The sequence below is a fragment of the Streptomyces sp. T028 genome, from assembly GCF_048159505.1.
Taxonomy (GTDB): domain Bacteria; phylum Actinomycetota; class Actinomycetes; order Streptomycetales; family Streptomycetaceae; genus Streptomyces.
This window is the reverse complement of sequence record NZ_JBLRVZ010000068.1, coordinates 1-26,728: the sequence shown is the minus strand read 5'-3', so window position 1 is coordinate 26,728 and position 26,728 is coordinate 1. Positions and strand designations below refer to the sequence as shown.

The window sequence follows — 26,728 nt, the reverse complement described above, 5'->3', positions numbered from 1 at the left end:
TCAGATGGCTGTGGAGGTGAGAGACGTGACGAGACGCTCGAGGAGTTCACCGCTGTAACCGGCCGACGCGCCGGCGTCGATGTTCAGGGCCTGGCCCGAGATCTGCGGGCAGTCGTCGGCGGCCAGGAAGTGCAGCAGCGCGGCGACCTGCTCGGGCGTGCTGAGGGTGCCCAGCGGGGCGGCGGCCTTGGAGAGCGCGGCCTCCAGTTCGCCGTTCTCCTGGGCGCGCAGCATCGGGGTGTCCACCGAGGTGGGGCAGATGCTGTTGACACGGATGCCCAGCGGGCCGTACTCGACGGCGGCGACCCGCGTCAGGCTGAGCACCGATGCCTTCGACCGAACAGGACGCCCTGCACATTGACCCGGAACACGCGCTCCAGCTCGGTCAGTTCGCACTCCGACATCACGCCGGCTGCCTGCGCGAGGATGTGGACCGGCCGTCTGCCGCGGCGGCGTCGAAGAGCGCGTACGGACTCCTCGTCGGAGACGTCCGCCTCGACATAACGCCCTCCGATCCTGGCGGCGGCCTCCGAGGCGTCGCTACGGTCGGCGAGGACCACCTTCGCCCCTGCCGAGGCGAAACGTGTGGCGGTGGCGAGGCCGATGCCGGAAGCGGCACCGGTCACGATGGCGGTCTTTCCCGAAAGATCGAAGAAGCTCATGGTTGTTGTCCCTCCGTGTCACTACTGGGCGGCGGGCTGGTCGGCGCGCAGCGAGGCGAAGGTGTCGTGGTCCACGACGGTCAGGCCGAACTGCTCGCGGATCTCACCGAGGACGTGCTGGAAGGTGTGCGTCTCGACGTAGTTCGCGTGGCGCGGGGTGTCGATGTACTCCATGCCGCCGCGGGTGTCGGGCCGATGGGTGCGCTTGAGCTCGGAGAACCGGCTCTTGTCGTCGTCGGAGGCCGTGATGTCGAAGGCGATCAGCTGCGCCATCTCGTCGAAGCGGTGGTAGGCGGCGTCGGCGAACTCGATGAAGCCGAGGACGTAGAGGTTGTCCACCTCGCGGTTGAACGCGTTCGGGTACAGCTGGGGGTGGCCCTGGTGCCACTCGAAGAGGTTCTCGTCGACGAACGGGATCGTGTAGTCGTAGCCGGTGGCGAAGAGCACCAGGTCGGCCTTCTCCTCGGAGCCGTCGGTGAAGACCACCGTGTCGCCGCGGAACTCGGCGACGTCCGGCTTGCCGGCGATGTCGCCGTGCGTGAGGTGGTGCACGATCGCGTCGTTGACCAGCGGATGCGAGGTCAGGACCCCGTGGTCGGGCTTGGGCAGGCCGTACTTGGTGAGGTCGCCCACGAGCGCGTCGACCAGCTCGTTCGGGTCCTCGGGGATCGAGATGCCGGCCGGCGGCTCGCCGCCTTCGTTGATGAACACGTCGAGGGGGATGCCGAAGATGTGCTTGGGCAGGATGCGGTAGCCACGTCGCACCGACCAGAAGGCCGCGTCCGCGTTGCGAGCCGCGTCGCACGCGATGTCGACGCCCGAGTTGCCGCCGCCGAGGATCAGGACGCGCTTGCCCTTGAACTCGTCCGGGTAGCGGTACGTGGAGGCGTGCCGGCTCTCGCCGGTGAAGGTGTCCTGACCGGGGTAGTCGGGGAGCTTGGCTTCCCAGGTGACGCCGTTGGCGGCGACCAGGTGCGTGTAGGTGGCCGTGTCGCCGTTGGTGTCGGTGATGTGCCAGGCGCCGTCCACGAGGTCGGCCTTCGCCACACCGGTGCCCAGTTTGACGTGGTCGTACAGGCCGAAGGCGGAGCTGAAGTCGCGGATGTAGTCACGCAGCAGCTTGTAGCCCGGGTAGTCGGGGAAGCTGTCCGGCATCGGGACCGTAGAAGCCCGAGGTGTACTTCGACGAGATGAAGTGCGCCGATTCGTAGACCGGGCTGCCCGGGTTCTCCGGGTCCCAGATGCCGCCCACGTCCGAGTGCCGCTCGTACACGACGACGTCGACGCCCCTGTGCTTCAGCTGCCTGGCCATGATCAGGCCCGACGGACCCGCCCCCACGACCGCCACACGCGTGGTCGGCTGAATCTCTGCGCCCATGATTCCTCCTGCTGAGTCGACACCAGGGATTCACGCATGTCCGACATGAGGGACCGCACCCCTGAGTTGCGAGCAGCTCGATGCAGGGCGATCGCCCTAGCCAAAGGGTCAGAGCGCAAAAGTCGGGCAGTCGCCCCAGTCGAAACCTCGGGGAGAATCCGCAGGTGATCAGGGTTCAGAGCCGATTAACGCCACGCCACAGGCGGGGCATGGCGACACCTGAAGGTCAGGGCCGATAGGTTCATTAGGGCAATTGCCCAAACTGGGGTCGCCTCGCGGGGCACCCGCGAGTCTGGGGAGTACATGACACGCCTATCCGTAGCCGAGCGGCGGAACCTGCTGCTGGACGCAGCCTCCCGGGTCATCGCCCGTGACGGTCTCGCCGAGGCCTCGACGCGCGCCATCACCGACGAGGCGGGAATGCCTCGCGGGATGTTCCACTACTGCTTCACGTCCAAGGACGAGCTCCTGGAGCAGTTGATCCGGCACCATGTCACGGACATGGTGGAAGCCGCGTGCGCCACCTGGGACGGCACGCGCGACCTGACCGACAACCTGCGCGCGGGGCTGCGGGCCGTTCTCGGGATCGGCATGGCGGACACGGACGTACAACTGCTGTCGTACGAGCTCCTGGTGCACGCGCTGCGCGGCACGGAGACGGCGTCCATCGCCTCTCACGAGTACGCGGACTACGCACGGCAGGCGAGCGAGTATCTCCAGTTCGTCGCCGACAAGGCCGGTGTCCGCTGGACGGTGTCCCAGCCCGCGCTGGCGCGGCTCTTCTCCGTCGTCATCGACGGTTCAATGCTCAACTGGCTCGCCGACCGCGACTCCGAGACGGCGACCGCGTCACTCGACGCGTTCGCCGTCATGCTCACTTCACTCACGGCACCCGTGGACGGCGGACCGGTCGAGCGCCCGGAATGACCGACGCCGCACCACCCGTCAGGAGTGTGCGGCTGCTCGGGGATGCCAGGTAGCCGGTTCTCCGGGCCTCAGTTCTTCAGCGCGACGGTGATCGAATCGCCGATAGGCGTGGTGGATCGTCCGATGAGCCGGGAGAGCTCGCCGGGCGTGCCGGCCATCTCGCCCTTCGCTATGGACGCCTCGACGTCGACCAGGATCGCCGCGACCTGTGCGGAGAGGCCGGCGCCGGTCAGGATGCCGGTGAAGGCCTCGGCGGAGACGGCGTTGTATCCGATCTCCCTGCCGGTCTGCCGGCTGAGTTCCGCGGCATAGTCGGCGAAGCCGAACGCGGTGTCGCCACTCAGCTCGTACGCCCTGCCCTCGTGCCCCTCGCCGGTGAGTACGGCGACCGCGGCGGCGGCGTAGTCGGCGCGGGCGGCAGCGGCGACGCGGCCCTCGCCGGCGGCCTGGGTGACGACGCCGTACTCCAGGACCGGTGCGAGCTGTTCGGTGTAGTTCTCGTTGTACCAGCCGTTGCGCAGCAGTACGTAGGGCAGTCCGGACGCGATGATCGCCGCCTCGGTCTCCCGGTGGTCGTCGGCGAGGGAGCTGCTCAGGGCGGAGAGCGCGCTGGTGTACGCGAAGAGGGCGACTCCGGCGGCACGCGCGGCGTCGAGGACGGCCCTGTGCTTGCCGAAGCGACCCTCGAACTCGGGGCTGGAGACGAGGAGCACCTTGTCGCCCGTGGAGAAGAGACCGTGCAGGGTCTCGGGTGCGGTGTAGTCGGCGACGGCGATCCGCACCCCGCGGCCGGCGAGGTCGGCGGCCTTCTCCGCGCTGCGGACGACGGCGGTGACCTGGTCGGCCGGAACCTTCTCCAGCAGTCCCTCGACGACGAGACGGCCCAGGTTTCCGGTGGCTCCGGTGACGACGATGCTCATGATCGGACTCTCCTTGTGGGTGGTTCTGAACTCACCCTAGGATGGGCACTTTCGTTTGGGCAGTACCGACTTCGAAGTAGGGTACTGGCATGAAGGTAAGTGAAACGGCTCCCGTGGAGCCCGCATGGCACGCCGGCCCGACGATGTGCTCCGAGCGGCTGCTCCTGGAGCACATCACCAGCCGCTGGGGCGTCCTGATCCTGATCGCGCTGCTGGGCCGCCCCTACCGCTTCGGCGAACTGCGCCGGGCGATCGGCCGGGTGACCGAGAAGATGCTCACGCAGACCTTGCAGACGCTGGAACGTGACGGCCTGGTCCGACGCGACGCCAAGCCCGTGATCCCGCCCCACGTGGACTACTCCCTCACCGACCTGGGCCGCGAGGCCGCGGAACAGATCCGCGCCCTCGCGCGGTGGACGGAGGAACGGATGCCGGCGGTGGAGAAGGCGCGCGGGGGGTACGACGCGGGACGGGCGTGACCGGCCGGCCCGTCACCCCTTGACGGCTATCTACACTCACGTAAGATAGTTGACTGCTGCGATGATTCAGCTGTCACGAGGAGCCGTCGAATGTTGATCATCCATGACCTCAAGGGCGCCCGGACCGAGTTCGAGCCCGCCGAGGGCAAGCCCCTGATGCTGGACCTGCGCCACCAGAAGATCGGGATCATCGGCCTGTGCAACGGCAACGCGGTCTGCGGGACGTGTCACGTCTACGTGGAGCAGGAGTGGCTGGACCGGCTGCCGGCCGTCGAGGAACTGGAGGAGGACCGGCTCGCCGAACTCCCCCACCGTCAGGACAACTCCCGCCTGACCTGCCAGATCGAGTACACACCGGAACTCGACGGGATCGAGATGACCGTCGCACCCCGCAGCTGACGTGGACACGAAGAAGTTCCGCAGGGTGCTCGGCCACTTCTGCACAGGGCTGACCGTGGTGACGTCGACGACGGACGCGGGGCCCGTCGGGTTCACCTGCCAGTCTTTCTCCTCCCTGTCCCTCGATCCGCCGCTGATCGTCCTGTGCCCGGCCAAGTCGTCGACGACCTGGCCGGAGATCCGGCGTTCGGGCAGGTTCTGCGTGAACATCCTCGCGGATCACCAGGAGACGCTGAGCAGCCGGTTCGCCGTCTCCGGCGGCGCGAAGTTCGCGGGTGTCGAGTTCGGAGCCTCGCCCAACGGCTCGCCACTGCTCCCGGACGCCCTGGCCTGGCTCGACTGCACGCTGAACGCCGAGTACGACGGAGGGGACCACTCCATCGCCATCGGCCGGGTCCACGACCTCGACGCGGCGCCGGGCGCCCGTCCCCTGCTCTTCCACCGCGGACAGTACGCGCGCGCCGTCGAGCGCTGAGACCGTCACAGCCGCGCGAACCGGCCTCGCGGATGAGTGGTTGCCCCTCAAGTCGCCAAGCGCTGCCATGAAGGACGACAAGCGGACCCCTGCTCCGCAGAGCTCAGCTCGAGGGCCGGGCGGGAAGCGGCGGTCCGCGTTCATCCGCCGCATTGACACCGTCGTAGAAAGGTCACCACTCTGGAAAATATCGCTGTTGGTCACCTGGGCACAGGAAGCAGGCAGGCCGATGAAGACCGTCTCCGAGTCAGCGTCGACTTCGGAAGCAGGGTTCGTTCCGTTTCCCGAGGAGGCGGTACGTCGCTACCGCGCCGTCGGCTACTGGTCCGACCGCACCCTGGCCCAGCAGTTCCGCGCGGTCGCGGACGCGTATCCCGACCGGCCCGCGGTGCTCACCGCCGACGCGTGCCTCACCTACGCGGAACTCGACCGGCGCAGCGACCGGATCGCCGTCGGCCTGAGCGCACTGGGCCTGCGGCCGGGCGACCGGGTGCTGATGCAGGTGACGAACCGCCTGTGGACCGTGCTGTCCTGGTACGGGCTGCTCAAGGCCGGGGCAGTACCGGTTGCCACGCTGGCCCAGCATCGCCGGCACGAGATCGTCGAGATCGCCCGTCAGACCGCTCCCGTGGCCCACCTCGTCGAGCCGGGATTCGCCAGTCACGACCTGGTGGCTCTCGCCTCCGAGACGGCCCGATGTCAGCCCACGCTGCGATGGCTGCTCACCATCGGCGCGGGGCGGCCGAGCGCCGGGGCGTACGCCGTGGAGGAACTGGAGTCCGCTCACCCGGGCGGTGGCGGCACCGCGCGCTCCGTCGTGGAGGACATCCAACGGGCCGTCCCCGCCGAGTCGTTGGCCGTCCTGCAACTCTCCGGGGGCACCACCAGCGCCCCCAAGCTGATCCCCCGTCTGCACACCGAGTACTGGTACAACGCGCGGGCCGTCGCCGAGGCGAACGGGCTCGACGCCACGGGCTGTTTCGCGCATCTGCTGCCCATGGTGCACAACGCCGGCATCGTCTCCGGCCTGCACGCCGCGCACGCCGTCGGTGGCTGCTTCGCGCTGGGTGCCCCGGATCCCACCCAACTCCGGGCGATGGCCCCGCACATCACCCACATGACGCTCTCCCCGTCCCTGGCGACCATGGTGCTCGACAACCCCGGCCTGCGTGACGCACTGTGCTCACTCCGGATCGTCAACTGGGTGCTCGGGCCACTCACCGCCGAGATCGTGGCCGCCTTCGAGAACCCGTCGTGCCGGGTCATCCAGTCATTCGGCATGGGTGAGGGTCTGTGCATGGTCACGCCGCTCTCCGCGCCGCCCGAGATCCGGCACCGCACCGTCGGGGCGCCGGTCTCCCCGCTTGACGAGGTACGCGTCTACGAACCGGGTACGGAGATCCCCGTACCCCCGGGCGGCCGGGGCGAGTTGTGCGCCAGGGGCCCGTACACGATCCGTGGCTACTTCCGGGCGCCGGAACGCGACGCCGAGGCCTTCACCTCCGACGGCTTCTATCGCACCGGGGACGTCGTCGTCGAGGTGCGCAGCGGTGACCGCAGTTGCTACGCGCTGGAGGACCGGCTCAAGGATCTGATCAACCGGGGCGGCGAGAAGGTGAACGCCGCGGAGATCGAGCATCTGCTCATCCGGCACCCGTCCGTGGAGCGGGTGGCCGTGGTGGCCATGCCCGACGAGCGGCTCGGAGAGCGCTCCTGCGCGTTCGTCGTCCCCCGGCCCGGGGCACAGGCCCCCGATCTCGCCGAGGTCCAGCGGTTCCTCGACGGGATCGGTGTCGCCAAGTTCAAGTGGCCCGAGCGGATCGAGGCGTGCGGCGAATTCCCCATGACCAACGTGTCCAAGATCGACAAGCGTGCGCTCAGGCGTCGGATCGCGGACATCCTCCACGCCGAACACCACCACGGCTCAGCGACGTCATGCTGATCTCTCGTACCCGCGGGCCTCCGGCCTACGCCGGAACCACGCCAGCACAGGACGTCAACTGCGGTCCTTGAAAGGCTCCTTCGTGCCCCACCCCACCTCGTCACGCTCTCCGACGGCCCCGTCCGCGGAGAGTGGCACGGCCCTGTCGCACGCTTCCTCGGCATCCCGTACGCCCGGCCCCCGGTCGGCGCGCTTCGGTTTCGCCGCTCCGCTCCCGCCCCGGCCGTGGACCGAGCCGCACGACGCGACCCGCTTCGGTCCCACCGTACAGCGCCGGGCGATCTCCACGCCCGGTCCGGCCGAGCTGATGCCCGAGCCGGTCATTCCCGGCCAGGACGTCCTGAACCTCAACGTGTTCGCTCCTGATCCGTCCCCGGGCGCCGGGCTCCCGGTGCTGGTGAGGATCCACGGGGGAGTCTTCCTCGCCGGTTGCTCCGCGAGCCCCTGGTTCGACGGCCGTTCCTTACCCCGGGACGCAATCGTCGTGGTCTCCATCGGCTACCGCCTCGGTGTCGAGGGTTCCCTGCACCTCGCCGCCGCCCCCGACAACCGTGGTGTCCTCGACTGGATCGCAGCGCTGGAGTGGGTGCGGGACAACATCACGGCGTTCGGCGGGGACCCGGCCGAGGTCACGGTCGCCGGGCAGTCCCCGGGCGGCGGCACCGTCCAGACACTGCTCGCCGCCCCTGCCGCGCGCGGACTGTTTCGGGGTGCGATATCGATGTCGGACGGTGCGAAGCGGGAACAGCTCCCCGCCGACGCCCTGGCCGTTGCCGAGCGCTTCGCCCGACGGACCGGCGTCCCGGCGACAGCCGCCACGCAAGTCACCTCGCCGATGACCAACTCCTCGGACTCCAGGACGCGTTGCTCGCCCGAGTGCCGGGCGAGGAGTCCGCGCCCGGCATGGTCCTCGCGCCGTTCGCCGACGGCACAGTGGTCCCGCTCCCTGTGGAGCGGGCCTTCGCCGAGGGCTCCGCCTCCGCGGTGCCGCTGCTCATCGGCTTCACCCGGGACGCGGCCAACGCCGCCATGCGGGCCGCCCTACCACCGGACCTGCCCGTGAGCCAGGTGCGTACCGACCTCACCTTCCGCGGCCCCTCCCTCGCCCTCGCCGATTCCCGGGCGGCGCATCAACTCCCCACCTGGCTCTACCGGTTCGACTGGTCCTCGACGCGATCCGCCTTCCCCAGACACGCTTCCACTGCCCTGGAAGGTCGCCGACAACAGCCTGCGCCATCTGCGAACCGGCCGCATCGTCTGTACTTCGGGCCGAACAACATCTGTCCGAACCACATCCGCCGCACCCACGCCGTCACCCCGGTCTCGGCCCTAAGGTACGAGCACTCCGTCTTCGAACGCGGGGTCGAGAAGAAGATCCTGCCGGTGCGCGGTGGCTGGGCACTCGTGCCGTACTCCCCCGCTCGGTCGCGCTTCCTCACCGGTGTGATCCGGCCCTCCGACCAGTACCCGACGGTGACATTCCCTGCCGGGACGAGCGCCGGCAGGGAAAGGGATACCCCCACAACGTGCGCGCAGTCGAGCGGCTCGGTGAACTCGCCGCCGGCAAGGGCATCACCACGGCCCAGCTCGCGCTGGCCCGACGGCTCACCCAAGGCGAGGACATCGTCCCGATCCCGACACCCGCAGACCGAGCGCCACCGGAAGTACGCCGGTGCCGCCGACGTCGAGCTGAGCCGGAGCGACCTGGACCGCCTCCTGGAGATCCTCCCTAACGGCTCGGCAGGCAGCTCTGTGCAGCACGAGCACATGGCGTCGCGCCGTCCAGCGGCACCTGGCACAACGGCACCGACGCTCCGGGGCGGGCGTCGTGATGACGACGTCCGCCCCGGCGGCGCGAGTTCCCTGCCGACCGGACTCAGCCGGTGCGCCCCTCGATGATGCCCTTGCGCGCCAGATACTTGGCCCGGCCGCGGCGGCCGATCGCCTCGGCCGGTCCGAGCATCGGCGGGACCAGCCAGGGGAACGACTCCAGGACCCGGCACAGGACCGAGTCGCTGTAGAGCACGTAGTGCTCCAGGCGGCGCTTGCGGAGCGCGCGGTCGAAGACCTTCGCCACCTCCTCGGGTGTGCTCACCTTGCCGAGGAAGTTGAGGAGGCTGCCGTCGTGGGTCGCCTCGTGGAGGAGCATCGGGGTGTCGACGGCGCTCGGGTAGATTCCGCTGACCGCGACTCCGGTGCCGCGCAGTTCGCAGCTGAGCGCCGCGAGGTAGGCGCGCAGCCCCGCCTTGGCCGCCGAGTAGGCCGCCGAGCCGGGGAGCGCGATGACGCCGCCCATCGACACCGTGGCCACGATGTGCCCCCGGCCGCGCGCCTTCATGGCGCGGGCCGCGGAGGCCGCAAGTTCCATCACGGACCCGAGCATCACGTCCAGCTGGAGCCGCAGCTGGGCCGTCGAGGCGTCGACGGCGTCCCCGGGGACGATCACTCCGGCGTTGAGGAGGACCACGTCCAGGCTGTCGGCCCACTCGTCCTCGACGCGGGCGCAGAGCGCGGCGACCGCGTCGCGGTCGGACAGGTCGCAGGCGACGGGCACGGCCCGCGGGCCCGCCGCGAGGGCCGCCTTCTCGGCGAGTGCCTCGTCGCGTTCGACGCACAGCAGGATGTGGCCCGACGCGGCGAGCCGGCGGCAGACCGCCTCGCCGATCCCGCCGGCGGCACCGGTGACGAGCGCGAGGGGGGTGCGGTCAGACATGGCTGGACTCCTTGGGCGAGGCGGTGGAGGTCGCGTCGGCGCGCAGACCGTCGTAGGTGTGGTCGTCGACGTCGTGCCAGCCGAACCGGTCGCGGAGCCGCGCGAGGTAGGCCATGTACGTCGAACGCTCGACGTAGTTGGTGTGCCGCGGGCTGTCGAGGTACTTGACGCCGCCGCGCAGGTCCGGGGTGTCGGTGCGCTTGAGCTCGGTCAACTCGTCCTTGCGGAGGCCGGTCTCGCGGGCGTTGATGTCGATCATCACGAGCTGGGCCATCTCGTCGAACCGCTTATAGGCGGCGTCCGCGAACTCGACGAACCCGAGCACGTACAGGGAGTCCAGCTCGCGGGAGAAGACGTTGAGGTAGAGCTGCGGGTGGCCGTGCCGCCACTCCAGCAGGGCCGGGTCGAGGAACGGCATCCGGTACTCGTAGCCCGTCGCGAGGACGATCTCGTCCACCTCGGCCTCGCTGCCGTCGCCGAACACCACGCCCGTCGCGGTGAGCCGGGCGATGTCGGGCCGGGCGACGAGGTCGCCGTGTGCGAGGTAGTGCAGCACCTGGGTGTTCATGATCGGGTGGCTGCTGAGGGCGTCGTGGTCCGGTGCGGGCAGTCCGAACCGGGTCAGGTCGCCGACGAGGGTGTCGAGCATCGCGTTGACGTCGCTGGTGAGGACGACGCCCTTGGGCGGGTCGAGCTTCCCGTTGAGCACGGCGTCGGTGGGCAGTCCGGCGACGTGCTTGGGCACGAACCGGTAGCCGCGCCGGACCGACAGATACGCGGTGTCCGCGTGCCGGGCGGCGTCGCACGCGATGTCGACCCCCGAGTTGCCGGCGCCGACGATCAGGACCCGCTTGCCGCGGAACTCCAGGCCGTCGCGGAAGGTGACGGAGTGCCGGACGGTTCCCTCGAAGACCTCCTGGTCCGGGAGCTGCACCTCGTTGGGGTGCCAGGTGACGCCGGGGCAGCAGATGAGGCCGTCGTACTCGTGGACCGTGCCGTCGGACAGCGTGACCCGCCAGCGGTCGTCGGCGAGCGGCTCGGCGGAGGTCACCTCGGTGCCGAAGCTGACGTGCCGGTGGAGGTCGTACTGGCGGCCGAAGTCCCTGATGTAGTCACGGATCTCGCGCCAGCCCGGGTAGTCCGGGAAGTGCGCGGGCATGGGGGCGCCGTAGAAACCGCTGGTGTACTTGGAGCTGATGAAGTGGCAGCTGTCGTACATCGGGCTGCCCTCGTGGTCGGGGTCCCAAATGCCGCCGAAGTCCGGGTTGCGCTCGTACCAGTCGAAGGGGACGCCCTCGCGGAGCAGGTTGCGAGCCATGATCATCCCGGCGGGGCCGGCACCCACGACGCAGTAGCGGCGGGTGTACGCCGGCCGCTCGTGCGGCGCGCGGGCGTCCGGGCGGTGCCGGTTGGTCGTGCCGGCGAGCTGGATGTAGGCGAGCGGGCGGCGCGAGCGCAGTCGCAGGGCCGCGAGGACGCCGGCGACGGCGGTGACGACGATGAGGACCGGGACGACGTTGATCAACGGGTTGTCCGTGCCGGTGAGGGTCGCGTAGTTGACGGAGGCCAGGACGAACGCCGTACCGAGGCCGAGGACGCCGACGACCGGCGCGACGACTCCCGAGAACGTCCGCCGGTCCGCGCGGCCGCGGAAGAACACCATGACCGCCAGCGCGGTGAACGCCTGGACCAGGACGATTGACAGCGTCCCCATGCCGACGACCGCCGCGGCGATGGTCTCGTAGGGACTCGCGCCCGCCAGGCCCATGACGCCGACGACACCGGCCGTGACCGTGGTGACGACGGCGCTGCCGATGTGCGGGCTCCGATGGACCGGGTGGTAGCGGCCGAGGACGCGCGGTGCGACCTGCTCCCAGCCGAGCGCGAAGAGATAGCGGCTCGCGGCGTTGTGCAGCGCGATCCAGGAGGCCAGAACGCTGGTGCACAGCAGGACCGCCGCGGCGTCCAGGAGCGCGGTGCCGCCGTACTGCTCGGCGAGTGTGAAAACGAGGTTGCCGAGGTCCTTGCGGGCCCGCTCGGGCGCCGCCGTGCCGCCCGCGCCGCCGATCACGACCCAGGCGGTGAGGACGTAGAAGACGGCGATCGAGCTCACCGAGATGTAGAGGGCGCGGGGGATGCTGCGGGCCGGGTCCCTGGTCTCCTCGCCGTACAGCGCCGCCGATTCGAAGCCGACGAAGCTCGTGAAGGCGAACATCAGCGCGATGCCCAGCGAGCCGCCGAACAGCTGGCCCGGCGAGAAGGACTCGGCCGGGAGGGCGCCGGCGCCCCGGTCGCCCACGACGAGGACGTCGAGGACGAGCAGGACCGCGAACTCGAGGACCATCAGGACACCGAGGAAGCGCGCCGAGACGTCCGCGCTGCGGTGCCCGAACACCGCCGCGACAACCACCCCGACCGCCGTGGGCACGCCCCAGGGGACGTCGACGCCGGACTGGGCGAGCACCAGTGAGGTGAAATAGCCGAACACCGCGGCCATGCCGACCGAAAGGGCCAGATAACCCAGGGCGGCGACGTACGCGGTGGCGACGCCGGCCGGCTTGCCCAGGCCGCGGGCGACGAAGACGTAGAACGCGCCGTCGTTGGTGACCCGTTTGCTCATCGCCGAGTAGCCGACGGCGAAGCACAACAGGACCGCTGCCGCGAGGACGTACGCGGCGGGCAGCGAGATGCCGTTGCCGCGGACGAGCGCGAGGGGCGCGTTGCCGGCGATGGCGGCCATGGGGGCCGCGGCGGCGATGACCAGAAAAACCACCCGGCGGGTGGACAGCACACGGCGTTCGCTCTTTTGAACGGTGCTCACAGATCCTCCTCTTCCTGCTGCTCGGCGAGGCTGGTGGGCTGTGAGCGTACGCATCGATTTGGTCATCTGACCAGATTTATTGGTCAGGTGACCAAATCGATACGTCGTGCGAGACTGAGGCCCATGAGCGCCGAGCCCGCCGAGCCCGTACTGTCACCCAGCAAGCGCCGACGCGCACAGCGGGCCACCAGCGAGGAACTCGTCGCCGCGGCGATCAGGGTCATCGGACGGGAGGGCGTGGGCGCCGCGACCACGCGCAAGATCGCCGAGGAGGCCGGCGTACCCCAGGGCACCGTCCACTACTGGTTCGCCGACAAGAACGAACTCCTCCACGAGGTGGTCCGCTCGATGGTCGAGCGTCTGGAGAAGTCGGCCGGCATGCCCGACCGGCCGGGCGGTGGCGCGACCGCGGAGGATCTGCGGACGGGTTTGTGGGCCGCGTGGGCCGAGGTGACCGGTGACGATCCGGGCCACCAGCTCGGGTACTACGAGCTCACCGCGCTCGCGCTGCGCAGCCCGTCGATGCGCGAGCTCGCCCGCGACCAGTACCGCAGCTACCGCGAGCTGGCGGCCCAGGCCCTGGCCCCCGCGCTCAAGGACGTCGAGCCCCAACAGGCGGCCGCGGTGGCGCAGTTCATGGCCATCACGTTCGACGGACTCGCCCTCGCCTGGCTGGCCGATCCCGAGGGGACCCGCGCCGAGGAGGTGCTCGACCTGCTGCTCGACACCGTCCTGCGGGTAAAGGAAAAGGGCACCAAGGAAAAAGGCACCGACGTCGTCGCGGACGCTCCGGACGTCGGTGCCTGATCCATTGATGCCGCCGGGGTGTCACCCCAAGCGCTTGTGCAGGAACTCCAGGGTCCTCTCCCAGGCCTTCGCCGCCGACTCCGCGTGGTAGACCTCGGGGTGGCTGTCGTTGAAGAAGGCGTGCTGAGCCGGGTAGATGTGGATGTCCGGCGTGATGCCCGACTGCTCAGGGATGATCCGGCGCAGCTCGTCCAGTGATTCCTGCGAGACGGTGACGTCGGTCTCCGCGTAGTGCCCCAGGATCTCGGCCTTCAGGCCGGAGAAGTCGGGGAGTTCGCCGTTGATGACGCCGTAGAAGGGGACCGCCGCGGTGATCCGGGGGTCCACGGCCGCCTGGTAGAGGACGAAGCCTCCGCCCATGCAGAAGCCGATCGAGCCGGCCACGTCCGTCGTGGCCTCGGGGCGCGACAGGAGGTAGTCCACCGCGCCGGACAGCAGCTCCACACCGCGGTCGACGGGCAGGGACTGCATCATGCGGCGGGCTTCCTGGAAGTCGTGCGCGACGTTGCCTCCGTACAGGTCGGGGGCGAGTGCGACGAAGCCCTCGGCGGCCAGGCGGTCCGCGATGTCGGCGAGGTGGTCGGTCAGGCCCCACCACTCCTGGATCACGATCACGGCGGGCCCGCGCCCGGAGGGAGGCAGGGCCAAGTAGCCGTGCGCGGTGCTCCCCGCGCTGGGGAAGGTCACGTTCTGCTGGGCAGGGGCACCCGTCGTCCTGGGGCGTTCGGTCATGTCACTTCACTCCAATGCGATGCGGGAGGGGCCTCAGCGGCGGATCAGGCCGCCGTCGACGAGGTGGACCTGGCCGGTGATGAAGGACGCCTCGTCGGAGGCGAGGAACGCGATCAGGTTGGCCACGTCCTCGGGCGTCTGCTCCCGCTTCAGGTTCTGCAGCTGAGCGTGCTGCCCGAAGAACTCGTCCGTGAGCTCACGGCGCGTGGTCGGGGTGCGCACGACGCTCGGGCCGATCGCGTTGACCGTGATGTCCCAGCGCGCGAGGTCGGTGGCCAGGGCGTGGGTGAAGCCGTTGACGGCGCCCTTCCCGGAGACGTACGCCAGGAACATCGGCGGGGCCTCCCAGTAGCTCGACGAGGACATGTTGATCACACGTCCGGCCGCCGAGTCCTTGAGGTCCTGCACGAAGGCCTTGGTGACCAGGAAGTACCCGTCCACGTTGATGGAGAAGAGGTTCTTCCACTGCTCGTAGGTGGTGTTGTCGAGGTCGCGCAGCATCGCGATGGCCGCGTTGTTCACGACGATGTCCACCGGGCCGAGGGCCTCGCGGACCTCCGCGGCGAAGGCGTTCACCGAGGCCTCGTCGGAGACGTCGACCTTCGCGGCGAAGAAGCGCCGCCCGTGCTCCTCGACGAGCGCCCGCGTCTCCTCCGCGGGATTCACATCGGCTACGGCGATGTCGGCGCCCTCGGCGGCCAGCTTCTGCGCGATCGTGCGGCCGATTCCGGCCCCGCCGCCGGTCACTACGGCGATCTTGCCTGCCAGGCGTCCAGCCATGACACAACTCCTGTGTTCTGTGCGCTACTTGGTGGTTTTTGTTGGGATGTCAGTCGCCGAACGCGACGACGATCTTGCCGCGGGCCTGGCCCGCGGCGAGGACGCCGAGGCCCTCGGCGGCCCGCTCCAGCGGCAGGACGGCCTCCACGTCGACGGCCAGCAGGCCGGCGGCCGCCAGCTCGGCAAGGGGGGCCGTGGTCTCGCGCGCCGTGTGAGCCTGCACCATGCCGCCGGTGAGTCCGGCCGCCGCGAGGGTGTCGGCGTCGGGAGCCATGGTGGTCGTGGCGACACTGCCGCCCTTGCGCACCGCGTCCAGCGGAACGTCGGCGGGGGTGAACCCGACGAGGTTGACGAGCGCATCGACACCCTCGGGGTACAGGGCCCGGACCTGCTCGGCGACGGGACCGGCGGTGAAGTCCACGACGGTGGTGGCACCGAGCTCGGTGAGCCGTTCGGCGTCGGCGGGGGCGCCCGTGGCCACGACGGTCACGTCCTGGGTGGCGAGCAACTGAACCGCGTAGCGGCCGACACCGCCGCTGGCTCCGTTGACCAGCACGACCTGGCCCGCCTTGACGCCGATCTTGTCGACAGCGGCCGAGGCGGCGGCCGCAGCCAGGGGAAGTGCGGCAGCGGTGGTGAAGTCCAGCCCGCCCGGCTTGACCACGACGGTCGCCGCGGGCAGCAGCGCGTACTCGGCGAGGGTGCCGGCCTGGATCGGCGGGGCCAGCGGCACATTGCCGAAGACCTCCTGACCGGGCTCGACGTGGTCGACGCCTTCGCCGACCGCCTCCACGACACCGGCGGCGTCACGGCCGAGGATCAGCGGGTAGTGATGGGGGAACCGCTCGGCGAACGCCCCCACCGCGAGGACGTTGTCGAGGGGGTTGAGTCCGGCTGCCCTGACCTTGATCAGGACGTGTCCGGGGGTGACCTCCGGGACGGGCAGTTCACCGAGGACGGGCTGGGCGCCGGCTTCGGGGACGTGCAGTGCGCGCATGACGCTTCTCCTTGTGGGGTGCGGGTGTCAGAGGGCGGCGACGGCAGCCGCGGTGGACCGCAGGTCCTGCGCGACGCGGCCGAGGTCGGCGTGCACCAGTCGGCTGTCGCTCTTCATGACCTGTCCGGCCACCAGGACCGTGTCGACGTTGTGGGGGTGGGCCGCCGTGACGACGGCCGCGATGGGGTCGCGCTCGGCGGTGAGGGTGCTGAGGTCGTCCAGCCGGATCAGGACGAGATCGGCCTGCTTGCCGGGGCGCAGCGAGCCGGTGCGGTCGGCCAGGCCCAGTGCCTCGGCGCCGCCCAGGGTGGCCATCCTCAGGACGTCTGCGCAGGTCATGCGCGGGCTGTCGGCGATCTGGCTGGCCAGGAGTGCCGCCCGCATGAGGGAGAACATGTCGCCGGGGGCCGAGGTGACCGCGTCGACGCCGAGGCCGGTGGTGACGCCGAGGCGCTTGAGGCGGCCGGCCACCGGGGAGTTGTTGCCGAGCATCGCCTCGGCGCCGGGCGCGGCCGAGGCGGCGGCTCCGGAGTCGGCGATCAGCTTCAGTTCGTCGTCGCCGAGGGTGTTGCCGTGGACGTAGAGGATCTTCTCGCGGAGCAGACCGGCGTCGCGAAGTGCGGTGATCGGCTGGGGGTTGACAGGCGTGGCGGCGACGTGGAACGTCACGCGCAGGTCCAACTCGTCGGCGACCTTCCATTCCCCGGCCACCACCTCCACCGGGGTGAAGGACGGTCCGAGGGGCGCGTACGCCATGGTGACGAGCGCGTTGTCGTCGGCCAGGCGCTCGGTGCGGATCCGGCGTACGTCGTCGAGGCTGCCGCCGCCGGTGACCGGGGTGCCATAGCCGTAGACCGCGCGCAGTCCGGCTGTGCGCAGGGCGTCGATGGCGGCGTCCGCGTGCTCGGGCGAGTAGGAGATGTGCGAGTAGTCCAGCTGGGTCGTGATGCCGGAGTCGAGACACTCCAGCGCGCCGGCCAGGGTCGCGGTGTACACGTCACCCGGCCGGAATGTGGGGCCGCACTGGGCGAGGATGCCGAGGTAGGCGCCGAGGTCGACGTCCACGGCCGCGCCGCGCAGCGCCGACTGCCACACGTGCCGGTGGGTGTCCACGAAGCCCGGCAGGACGATCCGGTCGGTGGCGTCGATGACCGTGGCGCCCTCTGCCGACAGATCGGTCCCCACGGCGACGATGCGGCCGTCCTCGATCAGGACGTCGGTGTTGGGGCGGGCGTACGGCTGCGGGTCGGTGTCGATGACGTGGCCGTTGCGGATGAGGATGCGATTGTCGGGCATGACGCTGCCCACCTCTCTAAGTCGAAAGCTTTCTTAAAAGCTATATAGAAAGCTATACCGATAGCGACCTAGATGCAACACGTGACGACAACACCGGATCCCGTGGACGCAGGGATGGACTCGTGGCGCACCGAGCTGCCCGAGGTGGAGCACCCCTCGTCGGAGCTGACCAAACGGATCATGTTCCTGTCCGGCGTGCTGGACGGCGTGATGCGCCGGGAGCTGACCGCACTCGGGCTGACCCCGGCTGAGTTCGAGGTGCTGGTGACGCTGCGCCGCTCCGGTGCGCCGTACCGCATGAAGCCGAACCAGCTCGCCCGGTCCCGGATGCTCTCCACCGGCGGCACCGCCAACGTCACCCACCGGCTGGTGGCCCGCGGTGTCGTGGAGCGGGAGGACGACCCCGACGACGCCCGGAGCACCTGGCTGCGGCTGAGGCCGGACGGCATCGCGCTCGCCGAGCGCTCGGTCCTGGTGAACGCGGCCGCTCACGACGCGCTCTTCGACGGGGTGCCGGCCGAGGTCGTCGAGACGGCGACCGCCGCGCTGCGCCGGCTCTTCGCCGCTGCCCCAGGTCTGCTCGACGGCGCCACGGCCGCCCGGGCCACCCGTTACCAGGCCTGACAGGCCTGACCGCACAGAACGCAGAGAGCGGCCCCCGCCGGGAGCCGCTCTTGCGGTGTTCGTGTTCATGACGGTGCGTCAGTCGGCCTTCGTCGGCTCGATGTTCTTGTTGAAACGCAGCAGGTTGTACGGGTCCCAGTCGGCCTTGGCCCGCTCCAGCCGGGCGTACTTCCCGGCACTCCCCCAGACACCGCGGCGCCACTCGGGGCCGTTGTCGGTCGACAGGTTGACGTAGCAGTTGTCGCGCACGTGCGGCTTGAGTTCCGCGTGCACGCCGTCGACCCAGGCGTGGAAGCCCGCGTCCTGGTCGGGGGTGTCCCACAGGGTGACGGTCTCCCAGAACCAGTTGGCTCCCTCGCGGGAGAAGGCCGCGGAGTCCTCGTCGAAGTCCTCGGTGATGGCTCCGCCCATGGACCAGAGGTTCTGCACGGTGCTCGCCACCGGGCCCGGCGACGGCAGATGCGCCGCCGCGTGCCGCGTCACGATGTCGATGACGTCGTCGGTGAGCTCCGACAGGTAGGCGCCCTTGGTGTAAGAGCGGTGGTCCGGCGGAGCGATCGCGTCGAGCATGCTGTTCGCCACCGACCACGGCACCGGCTGCACCGCCTTGACTATGGCCGGGCCAAGCGCCGCGAGCCCGTCCACCAGCCCTTCGAGCTTCTCCGGCGCCCCGGTATGGACCACGAGCAGCAGCACCACGTCCGCATTGTGGTAGTGCTCCGGCACGAACGGCATCGGCGGGCACTGGGTCATGGCCGCGATGACGCTCAGCTCCCGCGGCACGTCCGCCATGTGCTCCCGCCAGGCGGCCAGTACGTCGGGGGCGCTCGCCGCGGGGAACGGGATGAACCCGGCGGCCACCTGGGGGCCCAGCGGCCGGGCCTGGAACTCGAAGGACGTCACCACGCCGAAGTTGCCGCCCCCGCCGCGCAGCGCCCAGAACAGGTCTGGGTTCTCCGTCGCACTCGCCGTCACCAGGCGTCCGTCGACCGTCGCCACCTCCATGGACAGCAGGTTGTCCACGGTGGCGCCGTAACGGCGCATGTTGTAGCCGACTCCCCCGCCCAGGGTCAGCCCGGCCACGCCGGTGTTGCTCACCGTGCCCGCCGGAACGACCAGGTCGTGCTTCTCCAGGAAGGTGTCCATCTCGCCCAGCAGCACGCCCGAGCCCAGGCGCACGATCCCGGTGTCCCGGTCGAGGTCGACGGCCTTGAGAGCGGAGACGTCGGCCACGAGCGCGCCGTCCGGCATACCCGATCCGTCGACGCTGTGGCCGCCGGCCCGGACAGCCAGCGGGGTGCCCGTCTCTCCGGCGAAGCGGGCGACGGCGAGGACGTCCTGGGCGTCGGCGGCGCGGGCGATCAGGGCCGGGGTCGCGTGGTCGGTGTGGGTGTAGAAGAGCTTCCGGGCGGCCGCGTACCCCGAATCCCGCGGTCGGAAGACCTCTCCTTTGAAATCGGTCGGGAAGTTCTTGAAGTCGGCCTCGGACATGGCATTCCTTTCACGGGGCGAAGCGGCTCAGATGTACGGCACTTCGGGGTCGAGACCGCACAGGACCCGGCCGTGCAGTTCGGCGTTGGTGCTGTGCAGGAGGAAGGAGTGCACCGACAGGGCCCCGATGTCGGCGACGATCCCGCAGAGCGGGTCCCTGCGGTGGATGGCGGAGGCGCCGGACGCCTGGCGGACGATCTCCACGACCTCGTGGCACAACTTGGTCGTCCACGCGATGTCGGCCCGGATCCGCACCCGCAGCGCCACGTTCCCCGGGTCCTCGGTGACGGCCTCGACCGTGTCGACGGCCCGGTCGGCGTGGAAGCGGGCCTGGTCCAGCTTCATGACCGCCGCGTCCATCTGGTGGTGGGTGACGGGCGCCTCGGCCTGGCGCTTGTACGGCGAGTAGGTGATGCCCCGCTTCTGGATCCGCTCCTTCATCAGGTCCACGGCCGTCCTCGCCATCCCGAGGGGCGCTCCTCCTGAACCCGCCGAGAAGAAGGGCACGAAGGGGATCCTGAAGTACGGATCATTCGCGAGGGCCTTGGACAGGGAGACCGGCGAGCCCGCCTCGCCGCCCGGCAGCACCCGGTGCTCGGGCACGAAGACACCGTCGGTGGCGAGGGAGCCCGAACCGGATCCGGAGAGCCCCGAGACCTGCCAGTCGTCGAGGCCCCGGCATTCACCGCGCGGGACGACGAACTGGACGACCTCCGGCGGCTCGCCGTCGCGCACGATGAACGACGACAGCAGGGCCCACTCGGCGTGGTGCTGCCCAGAACAGAAGCGCCACGTACCGGTCAGGCGGTAGCCGCCGGCCACCGGAACCGCCTCGCCCACGGGGTTGAAGGAGCCGATCATCTTCGGCACCGGCACGGAGGAGTAGACCTCGTCCTGCGCCTCGTCGGGGAAGGCGGAGAGCATGTACAGGGTCGTCGCGTAGATGCCGTAGACCCAGGCCGTGGAGCCGCAGGCGCGGCCCAGCTCCTCGGACACCTCCGCGAACGTGCGCAAGGAAAGCTGGCGGCCGCCCCGGCTCTTGGGCGCGAGGATCGTCAACAGCCCGGAGTCCTCCAGCGCGCTGATGACCTCGTCGGTAGGGCGCGCGAGTTGCCGTGCCTCCTCCGTCTTCTCCCGCAGCAGCGGGATGAGGCGGGTCGCCGTCTCCACGACCTCCGCCGACACCGTGTTGTCCTGGGTGACCGTCACGCGCCATTTCCTCCTTGGCCTAGGACTCGCGTGGGTGAGGACACGAACCGGTGGCGCATCTCGCCGATGCCCTCGGCGCGGCTGACCAGTTCGTCGGTCGGCTGGATGTACCGCTGGGGACGACGGCCCCAGCCCACCCCGGACGGGGTGCCGGTGAAGATCAGGTCGCCGGGCAGCAGCGGCAGGATGTGCGAGAGGTACGACACCAGCTGCGGGACCGGGAAGATCAGGTCGCCGGTCCGGGTCCGCTGCACCTCCTCGCCGGAGAGGATGCCGCTGAGGGCGATGTCGTCGGGGTCGTCGAACTCGTCGACGCTCACCACGGCCGGCCCGATCGGGGAGAAACCGGTGTACGACTTACCCAGGCTGAACTGCTGGGGCGCAGGGCCCGACAGCTGCAGTTCGCGCTCAGACAGGTCCTGTCCCACAGTCAGTCCCGCGACATGGCTCCAGGCGTCGGCTACTTCGACTCGATGCGCCTCGGCACCGATGACGGCGACGAGTTCGAGCTCGAAGTCCACGGTCTTGGTGGGCAGTTCGACCGTGGAGTACGGTCCCGTCACCGAAGCCGGGAACTTGGTGAAGATGAACGGCGCTTCGGGCAGGTCCAGGCCTGACTCGGCCGCGTGCGCACGGTAGTTGAGACCGACCGCGAAGATCTGGCGTGGCTGGGGAACCGGCGCGAGAAGCTGGGTCTCGTCGACGGGCTCCGCGTCGGAGAAGTCGAACTCCCTGGCGTGCTCGCGCAGTTCGTCCCAGCGGGCGTACACCGCCATCGGATCGTGGGTGAACCAGCCGTCGCTGGCGATCTCGACGTCCAGCCAGCGGCCGGCCCGCTCCAGACCGGCCCGGCCGCCGTGGTTGATGACACGCATGCAGGCTCCTCGGCGCTCAGGCGCCGGTCAGGATGGGCAGGGGGTTGGGCAGGTCGGGGCTGGTCTTCAGGGCCCAGGCCCGGGTGATCAGCTCCTCCGGAGCGGTGCCCTCCTGCCGCGCCCGCGCCATCAGCTCGGGTTCGAAGGACACGCCCACCGGATCCGCCCCGTACTCGGCTCCGTGCATGTAGGCGGTGGCCTCGTCCGCCGTGGCGAAGTTGTCGATCTGGAGTTCGGCGAAGTTGCCGTCCGGGTCCTGGTAGTAGAGCGAAGTGGTCACGCCATGCTGGATCGGGACCTTCGGCTCGATGCCCTTCTCCTTCAGGGACTCGTACCGGTCCAGCAGGTCGTCCAGGTTGTCGAAGGTGTAGGCCGTGTGGTGCATGGCCGCCGTCGTCGGCGTCTTGCGCTCCAGCGGAACGGGCGCGCCCAGCAGGGCGATCCGGTGGTGCTCTTCGTCGAACGTCATGAAGCACAGTCCGTGCCCCTCGAACACCACATGGGCATCCAGCACCGTGCAGTACCAGTCCCGCATCTCCGCCAACTGGCTTGTCTGCAGCACGACATGGGCGAACTTCGGCGTAGAGGACATCTTCAACTCCTTCGTGGAAGTGCTTCCTTGAGAGAAAGGGCCGTCAGGGGACCTGCGCGATCGCGGCCCGTATCCCGTCCAGGGCCTCGGGGTTCTCCGCGCTGGACAGGTCGCCGGGGTCGGTGCCCATGGCCGCCGCCCGCACCGCGCGGCGCAGGATCTTGGCGGATCTGGTTTTCGGCAGCTGGGCGACTCTGCGGACGAGCCCTGGCGTGAACGGCTTGCCCAGCTCGGTGGCGACCATCTCCCGCAGCTGGGCCGAGACGTCCTCGGCGACGCCGTCACACGGCACCCAGAACGCCCAGATACCCTCGCCCTTCTTGGCGTCGGGGACTCCGACCACGGCCGCCTCGGCCACCGCAGGATGCCCGATGAGCACCGCCTCCACCTCGGCGGGGGCGAGGCGTTTTCCCGCCACGTTCATCACGTCGTCCGAGCGGCCGAGGACGAACCACTGGCCGTCGTCGTCGACGAGCGCGAAGTCTCCGTGGCGCCACATGCCGGGGAAAACCGACCAGTAGGACTCCAGATACCGCTGGTCGTCCTTCCAGACTCCCCGGGTCATGGCCGGCCAGGGCTGGCGGCACACCAGTTCGCCGACCTTCCCGCGCACCGACCGGGCCTGGTCGTCCACCACGTCGACATCCATGCCCAGAGAGGGCCCGCCCAGCGAGCAGCTGCGGATGGGCTCCACGGGATACGGGGCGAGGAAGGAACCGCCGACCTCGGTGCCGCCGGAGAAGTTGATCACAGGTATCCGACCGCCGAAGACGTCCCTGGCCAGCCAGTCGTACGTCTCCCGGTCCCAGGGCTCCCCGCTGGAACCCAGCGCGCGGACCGAGGACAGGTCGCCGTCGCTCTCGGCGCTGTGCGCGCCCGCCCGTACGGTCCTGATCAGGGTGGGCGAGACGCCGAGCATGGTGACCTGGTGGCGCTCCACCAGCGACCACAGCCGGTTGGTGTCGGGCACGTCCGGGGAGCCCTCGTAGAGCACCAGGGCCGCGCCGTTGGCGTGCACCCCGAACACCGACAGCGGGCCCATGATCCATCCCATGTCGGTGATCCAGCAGAACACGTCTCCCGGACCGACGTCGAAGGAGTACGCCACCTCGCTCGCCGTCTTCACCAGGAATCCGGCGTGGGTGTGCACGGCTCCCTTGGGCCGGCCGGTGGTGCCGGAGGTGTAGGCGAGCAGCAGGGTCTCGTCGGCCGTCATGGTCTCGGCCGGACCGGCGTCTCCCGAGAGGTCGCTCCACAGTGCTTCACGGGGCGAGTCCGTCTTGGGCTCGTCGTCGAGATTTCCTACGACGATGACGTGCTCCACCGTGGGGCAGCTCTCCAGTGCCTCCTCCAGGACCGGCCGCAGCGCGACCTCGCGTCCGCGCCGGACGGTTCCGTCGGCGACGACGACGGCCTTCACGTCGGCGTCCTGGAGGCGCGCGGCCACCGCCTGCGGGGCGAAGCCGGAGAAGAGCGGCACCAGCACCGCACCGAGCCCCGCCACCGCGTAGCACGCTACGACCGCCTCGGGGATCATCGGCAGGAACAGCGCGACCGCGTCGCCCTTCCCGATCCCCAGCCGCCGCAGCCCGCCCCGGACGCGTTCCACCTCGGCGCCCAGCTCACGGAAGGTGAGCGAACGGACGCGCCCGTCCTCCGCCTCGTGGACGACGGCAGGACGGTCGGCGGACGCACCCGCCGACCACCGGTCCAGGCACGCGTCCACGATGTTGAGCTCTCCGCCGACAAACCAGTCAGGGTGTTCGATGCCGGCGGAGAGGTCCAGAACCCGCTCGTAGCGCTTGCGGAACAGCAGCCCCAGATCCGCCACGACCGCGTCCCAGTACCAGCCGATGTCCGCCACCGAACGCGCGCGCAACTCGGTCAGCGAGGCCAGGCCGTGCGCCCGCGCCAAGCGCGTGACATTCGCCCTCTCGATGTGCTCGGGGGTGGGCGTCCAGACGTAGTCACTCATCTCCGGCTCCGGATCGACATATCTGATAACAGCAGCGGGTGAAAAGGGCGAGGTTCTTTCGGGGACTACTGGGACTACGCGGACTCCGACGCGAGGTACACGGCGTCGTCCGGGTGCGGCGGTGCCCAGCCGGGCGTGATGCCGCACCGCTCCAGCAGGCCGGCCGCCGCCGCCTCGGCGTCGGCGTGCAATCGCTGGAGGTCGACGCCGACGAGCTCTCCGTCCTTCTTCACCTGCCTGCCCGCGATGAAGACATCGGAGACCACCGAACGGCCCGCGCTGTGCACGACGTTGGCGACCGGGTCGTGAACCGGGAACATGGAGACGTGCCGGATGTCGATGGAGACGAGGTCGGCCTGCTTGCCGGCCTTGATGCTGCCGAGCCGGTGCTCCTGCCCCAACGCCCGCGCCCCCTCGATGGTCGCCATGCGCAGCGCGTCCCGGGCGGTGAGCGGTACCGACCAGGGGTTCTGCCCCGCGGCCAGCGCGGCGTCGTTCGCCTGCGCCCGGGGGATCGCCAGCGCGAACCGCATCGCGGTGAACTGGTCGCTGCCGACGTTGAGGCAGGTGTCGATGCCGATGTTGGGGTACAGCCCGGCAGCGACCATCCGGCCGATCGGGGGCCAGCCGTGGCCCATGTTGCACTCGTCCTCCGGGGTCACCGACGCGGTCACCCCGTGGTCGAGCATCAGCTTGATCTCGTCGTCGCTGAAGTAGTTGCAGTGCCCGAGCGTCAGATCGTCGCCCAGCAGGCCCTCCTGGTGCATCAGCTCGATGCCGGAGCGGCCCGGCATGACGGCCTGGCCCAGGTGCATGTTGATCCGGATGCCCAGTTCACGGGCGAGCGCCAGGTCCTGCTTGACGACCTCCATCGTCAGGTGGTCCGGGCCCATGCCGGCCAGGCCGATCGTGATCAGGCCGGTGTCCGACGCGTACTTCTCCCGCAGCCGCCGCACCTCGACGGCGTTCGCCGGGGTCGTGGCGATGAACGGGGGCTTCAGGCAGTTCTGCAGGTCGATCACGTTGGCGCCGCTGCCGAACTTGACGCGGAACCCGGTCGACTCGAGGCCATCGAGCAGTGCGTCGATGTGGTCCCTCGACGTCTGCTGCTGGCACCAGTCGAAGGCGGCCGTGACGCCGGTGTCGATGGCGTCCAGGGCACCCAGCCGCTGCGCGACGTACAGGTCGTCCGGGGTGAAGTTCGGGCCGAGCACGCTGATGATGGAGGTCAGGTACTCCATCAGCGACCAGTTCGTCCCCAGACCTCGCATGAGGATCTGGTAGATGTGGCGGTGGGTGTCGATGAACCCCGGGACGACGATGCGGTTGCTCGCGTCCACCACGCGGACCGCACCCTCGTCCACCCCCAGGCCCCTGCCCACCGCGGCGATCCGGTCACCCTCGATGAGGATGTCGGCCACCGCGTCCGGGACACCCGGCTCCATCGTGATGACAGTGCCGCCACGAATCAGCGTGCGCTCCTCGCCCATCCCTCGCCGTCCCTCCTGTTGCGCAATGAGAACTTGAGGGCGCGACGCCGGTCTGCGGCTCAGCACATCGGCATCACGTCCAGGTGAACGCTACGCCCGCATCAACGCACACGTCAATACTTTGACACCTTCATCAATTCAGCTGTCGTAGATGTAGAAACCACGTCCGCTCTTACGGCCCAGATGCCCGGCGGCGACCATGCGGCGCAGCAGCGCGGGCGGGGCGTACAGCGGCTCCTTGAACTCCTCGTGCATGGACTCGGCGATCGCCTGAGCGGTCTCCAGGCCGATGAGGTCGAGCAGGCGCAGCGGCCCCATCGGGTGGGCGCAGCCGAGCTCCATGCCCCGGTCGATGTCCTCGGGCCGCGCGCCCCCGGACTCCACCATCCGCACCGCGCTGAGCAGGTACGGGATCAGCAGGGCGTTGACTACGAAGCCGGCGCGGTCGGGTGCCTGGACGGCCTGCTTGCCCAGCTGCTCGGCGAAGCCGCGGGTCCGCCGAACGGTGTCGTCGCCGGTGGTGAGGGCTGGGATGATCTCGACCAGCCGCTGCACGGGCACGGGGTTGAAGAAATGCATCCCGATGACCTGGCCGGGCCGCTCGGTGGCGACGGCGAGGTCGACGATCGGGATCGAGGAGGTGTTGGTGGCCAGGATCGCGCCGGGATCCTCGACCGCCTTGTCCAGGGCCCTGATGACCTCGATCTTGATGTCACGGTTCTCGGCGACGGCCTCGACGACGAACTGCCGGTCGGCGAGGTCGCCGAGGTAGTGGGTGAACGAGAGCCGGGCGAGGGCCTGTTCGCGCTGCTCCTCGGTGAGTTTGCCGCGCTTCACGCCTCGGTCGAGCGAGTCGGTGACCCGGCGCCGGCCGGCTTCGGCGGCGTCGGGGGTGGCTTCGGCGACCCGGACGTCGATGCCCTCGCGGGCGGCGACTTCGGCGATGCCGGAGCCCATGAGGCCGCAGCCCACCACCCCAAGACGAGTGACGGAATCCATGGGAAGTCCTTTCAGACGTTACGGCGGTACTGGCCGCCGATCTCGAAGAAGGCGTCGGTGATCTGCTGGAGGGAGCAGACGCGGGCGGCGTCCATGAGGACGGCGAAGACGTTGCGGTCGTTCACCGCGGCGTCCTTCAGGGCGG

24 protein-coding genes and 3 pseudogenes are annotated in these 26,728 nt (G+C 69.8%); 10 read left to right on the top strand and 17 right to left on the bottom strand.

The window, feature by feature from the left end; translation table 11 throughout:
- The 3 genes and pseudogenes from ACLZN2_RS45975 to ACLZN2_RS45965 all read right to left on the bottom strand — a co-directional run bounded on the left by ACLZN2_RS45975 (position 1) and on the right by ACLZN2_RS45965 (position 2,040).
- Positions 1-662: pseudogene (locus tag ACLZN2_RS45975) on the bottom strand (SDR family NAD(P)-dependent oxidoreductase).
- A gap of 21 nt (positions 663-683) precedes the next feature.
- Positions 684-1,817 (bottom strand): flavin-containing monooxygenase, encoded by a 1,134-nt coding sequence (locus ACLZN2_RS45970; protein ID WP_416985994.1) that lies wholly within the window; start codon positions 1,815-1,817, stop codon positions 684-686.
- A complete protein-coding gene (locus ACLZN2_RS45965; RefSeq protein WP_416985993.1) occupies positions 1,771-2,040 on the bottom strand; it encodes an FAD-dependent oxidoreductase in 270 nt (89 codons plus the stop codon). Before ACLZN2_RS45965 ends, ACLZN2_RS45970 begins: the two co-directional genes overlap by 47 nt.
- A gap of 303 nt (positions 2,041-2,343) precedes the next feature.
- On the opposite strand from ACLZN2_RS45965, the gene ACLZN2_RS45960 reads away from it, so the two are divergent.
- Positions 2,344-2,967 (top strand): TetR/AcrR family transcriptional regulator, encoded by a 624-nt coding sequence (locus ACLZN2_RS45960; protein WP_416985992.1) that lies wholly within the window; start codon positions 2,344-2,346, stop codon positions 2,965-2,967.
- 68 nt (positions 2,968-3,035) lie between these two features.
- Here ACLZN2_RS45960 and ACLZN2_RS45955 read toward each other — a convergent pair whose 3' ends face one another.
- Positions 3,036-3,887 (bottom strand): NAD(P)H-binding protein, encoded by an 852-nt coding sequence (locus ACLZN2_RS45955; RefSeq protein ID WP_416985991.1) that lies wholly within the window; start codon positions 3,885-3,887, stop codon positions 3,036-3,038.
- Positions 3,888-3,976: 89 nt separating this feature from the next.
- Between ACLZN2_RS45955 and ACLZN2_RS45950 the strand changes: the two genes are divergently transcribed.
- The 7 genes and pseudogenes from ACLZN2_RS45950 (at position 3,977) to ACLZN2_RS45920 (ending at position 9,081) form a co-directional block, all read left to right on the top strand.
- A complete protein-coding gene (locus ACLZN2_RS45950; protein WP_416985990.1) occupies positions 3,977-4,366 on the top strand; it encodes a winged helix-turn-helix transcriptional regulator in 390 nt (129 codons plus the stop codon).
- 90 nt (positions 4,367-4,456) lie between these two features.
- Positions 4,457-4,765: a 2Fe-2S iron-sulfur cluster-binding protein gene (locus ACLZN2_RS45945; RefSeq protein ID WP_416985988.1), complete on the top strand. Its 309-nt coding sequence runs from the start codon at positions 4,457-4,459 to the stop codon at positions 4,763-4,765.
- Between the two features lies 1 nt (position 4,766).
- The gene (locus ACLZN2_RS45940) at positions 4,767-5,240 is read left to right on the top strand and encodes a flavin reductase family protein (protein ID WP_416985987.1); all 474 of its coding nucleotides are present in this window, start codon (positions 4,767-4,769) and stop codon (positions 5,238-5,240) included.
- Positions 5,241-5,469: 229 nt separating this feature from the next.
- Positions 5,470-7,182 (top strand): (2,3-dihydroxybenzoyl)adenylate synthase, encoded by a 1,713-nt coding sequence (locus ACLZN2_RS45935; RefSeq protein WP_416985986.1) that lies wholly within the window; start codon positions 5,470-5,472, stop codon positions 7,180-7,182.
- A gap of 108 nt (positions 7,183-7,290) precedes the next feature.
- A pseudogene (locus ACLZN2_RS45930) lies at positions 7,291-7,548 on the top strand (carboxylesterase family protein); the annotation flags it as partial.
- Positions 7,463-7,963: pseudogene (locus tag ACLZN2_RS45925) on the top strand (carboxylesterase family protein); the annotation flags it as partial. The pseudogenes ACLZN2_RS45930 and ACLZN2_RS45925, both read left to right, overlap by 86 nt.
- Positions 7,964-8,046: 83 nt before the next feature.
- A complete protein-coding gene (locus ACLZN2_RS45920) occupies positions 8,047-9,081 on the top strand; it encodes a hypothetical protein (protein ID WP_416986012.1) in 1,035 nt (344 codons plus the stop codon).
- Here the strand turns inward: ACLZN2_RS45920 and ACLZN2_RS45915 are convergent.
- Positions 9,059-9,895 (bottom strand): SDR family NAD(P)-dependent oxidoreductase, encoded by an 837-nt coding sequence (locus ACLZN2_RS45915; protein ID WP_416985984.1) that lies wholly within the window; start codon positions 9,893-9,895, stop codon positions 9,059-9,061. The genes ACLZN2_RS45920 and ACLZN2_RS45915 overlap by 23 nt on opposite strands.
- Complete coding sequence (locus ACLZN2_RS45910) at positions 9,888-12,716, bottom strand: amino acid permease (protein ID WP_416985982.1); 2,829 nt, start codon at positions 12,714-12,716, stop codon at positions 9,888-9,890. Before ACLZN2_RS45910 ends, ACLZN2_RS45915 begins: the two co-directional genes overlap by 8 nt.
- Positions 12,717-12,839: 123 nt before the next feature.
- Between ACLZN2_RS45910 and ACLZN2_RS45905 the strand changes: the two genes are divergently transcribed.
- A complete protein-coding gene (locus ACLZN2_RS45905; protein ID WP_416985980.1) occupies positions 12,840-13,523 on the top strand; it encodes a TetR/AcrR family transcriptional regulator in 684 nt (227 codons plus the stop codon).
- 21 nt (positions 13,524-13,544) lie between these two features.
- Here ACLZN2_RS45905 and ACLZN2_RS45900 read toward each other — a convergent pair whose 3' ends face one another.
- From ACLZN2_RS45900 to ACLZN2_RS45885, 4 genes are read right to left on the bottom strand one after another with little or no spacing between them, the layout of a single operon-like run.
- Positions 13,545-14,255 carry a dienelactone hydrolase family protein gene (locus ACLZN2_RS45900; protein WP_416985979.1) on the bottom strand — a complete coding sequence of 237 codons (711 nt, stop codon included), beginning with the start codon at positions 14,253-14,255 and terminating at the stop codon, positions 13,545-13,547.
- Positions 14,256-14,288: 33 nt separating this feature from the next.
- The gene (locus tag ACLZN2_RS45895; protein WP_416985977.1) at positions 14,289-15,035 is read right to left on the bottom strand and encodes an SDR family NAD(P)-dependent oxidoreductase; all 747 of its coding nucleotides are present in this window, start codon (positions 15,033-15,035) and stop codon (positions 14,289-14,291) included.
- Positions 15,036-15,084: 49 nt separating this feature from the next.
- On the bottom strand, positions 15,085-16,032 hold the full coding sequence (locus ACLZN2_RS45890; protein ID WP_416985976.1) for an NADP-dependent oxidoreductase: 948 nt from the start codon (positions 16,030-16,032) through the stop codon (positions 15,085-15,087).
- A 27-nt stretch (positions 16,033-16,059) separates the two neighbouring features.
- Positions 16,060-17,328 (bottom strand): amidohydrolase family protein, encoded by a 1,269-nt coding sequence (locus ACLZN2_RS45885; protein ID WP_416985975.1) that lies wholly within the window; start codon positions 17,326-17,328, stop codon positions 16,060-16,062.
- A gap of 114 nt (positions 17,329-17,442) precedes the next feature.
- Here ACLZN2_RS45885 and ACLZN2_RS45880 point away from each other — a divergent pair, with 114 nt between their 5' ends.
- The gene (locus tag ACLZN2_RS45880) at positions 17,443-17,952 is read left to right on the top strand and encodes a MarR family winged helix-turn-helix transcriptional regulator (RefSeq protein ID WP_416985974.1); all 510 of its coding nucleotides are present in this window, start codon (positions 17,443-17,445) and stop codon (positions 17,950-17,952) included.
- Between the two features lie 78 nt (positions 17,953-18,030).
- On the opposite strand, the gene ACLZN2_RS45875 is transcribed toward ACLZN2_RS45880, so the two are convergent.
- From ACLZN2_RS45875 to ACLZN2_RS45845, 7 genes are all read right to left on the bottom strand, one after another.
- Positions 18,031-19,443, bottom strand: a complete 1,413-nt coding sequence (locus ACLZN2_RS45875) for an FAD-binding oxidoreductase (protein WP_416985972.1) — start codon at positions 19,441-19,443, stop codon at positions 18,031-18,033.
- 27 nt (positions 19,444-19,470) lie between these two features.
- Positions 19,471-20,652 (bottom strand): acyl-CoA dehydrogenase family protein, encoded by a 1,182-nt coding sequence (locus tag ACLZN2_RS45870; RefSeq protein WP_416985970.1) that lies wholly within the window; start codon positions 20,650-20,652, stop codon positions 19,471-19,473.
- The gene (locus tag ACLZN2_RS45865) at positions 20,649-21,527 is read right to left on the bottom strand and encodes a fumarylacetoacetate hydrolase family protein (RefSeq protein ID WP_416985969.1); all 879 of its coding nucleotides are present in this window, start codon (positions 21,525-21,527) and stop codon (positions 20,649-20,651) included. Before ACLZN2_RS45865 ends, ACLZN2_RS45870 begins: the two co-directional genes overlap by 4 nt.
- 16 nt (positions 21,528-21,543) lie before the next feature.
- The gene (locus tag ACLZN2_RS45860) at positions 21,544-22,119 is read right to left on the bottom strand and encodes a VOC family protein (RefSeq protein WP_416985968.1); all 576 of its coding nucleotides are present in this window, start codon (positions 22,117-22,119) and stop codon (positions 21,544-21,546) included.
- Positions 22,120-22,162: 43 nt separating this feature from the next.
- Positions 22,163-24,094 carry an AMP-binding protein gene (locus ACLZN2_RS45855; RefSeq protein ID WP_416985966.1) on the bottom strand — a complete coding sequence of 644 codons (1,932 nt, stop codon included), beginning with the start codon at positions 24,092-24,094 and terminating at the stop codon, positions 22,163-22,165.
- A gap of 74 nt (positions 24,095-24,168) precedes the next feature.
- Positions 24,169-25,584 carry an amidohydrolase family protein gene (locus ACLZN2_RS45850; protein ID WP_416985964.1) on the bottom strand — a complete coding sequence of 472 codons (1,416 nt, stop codon included), beginning with the start codon at positions 25,582-25,584 and terminating at the stop codon, positions 24,169-24,171.
- Between the two features lie 138 nt (positions 25,585-25,722).
- On the bottom strand, positions 25,723-26,583 hold the full coding sequence (locus ACLZN2_RS45845) for a 3-hydroxybutyryl-CoA dehydrogenase (protein ID WP_416985962.1): 861 nt from the start codon (positions 26,581-26,583) through the stop codon (positions 25,723-25,725).
- Between the last annotated feature and the right edge of the window lie 145 nt (positions 26,584-26,728).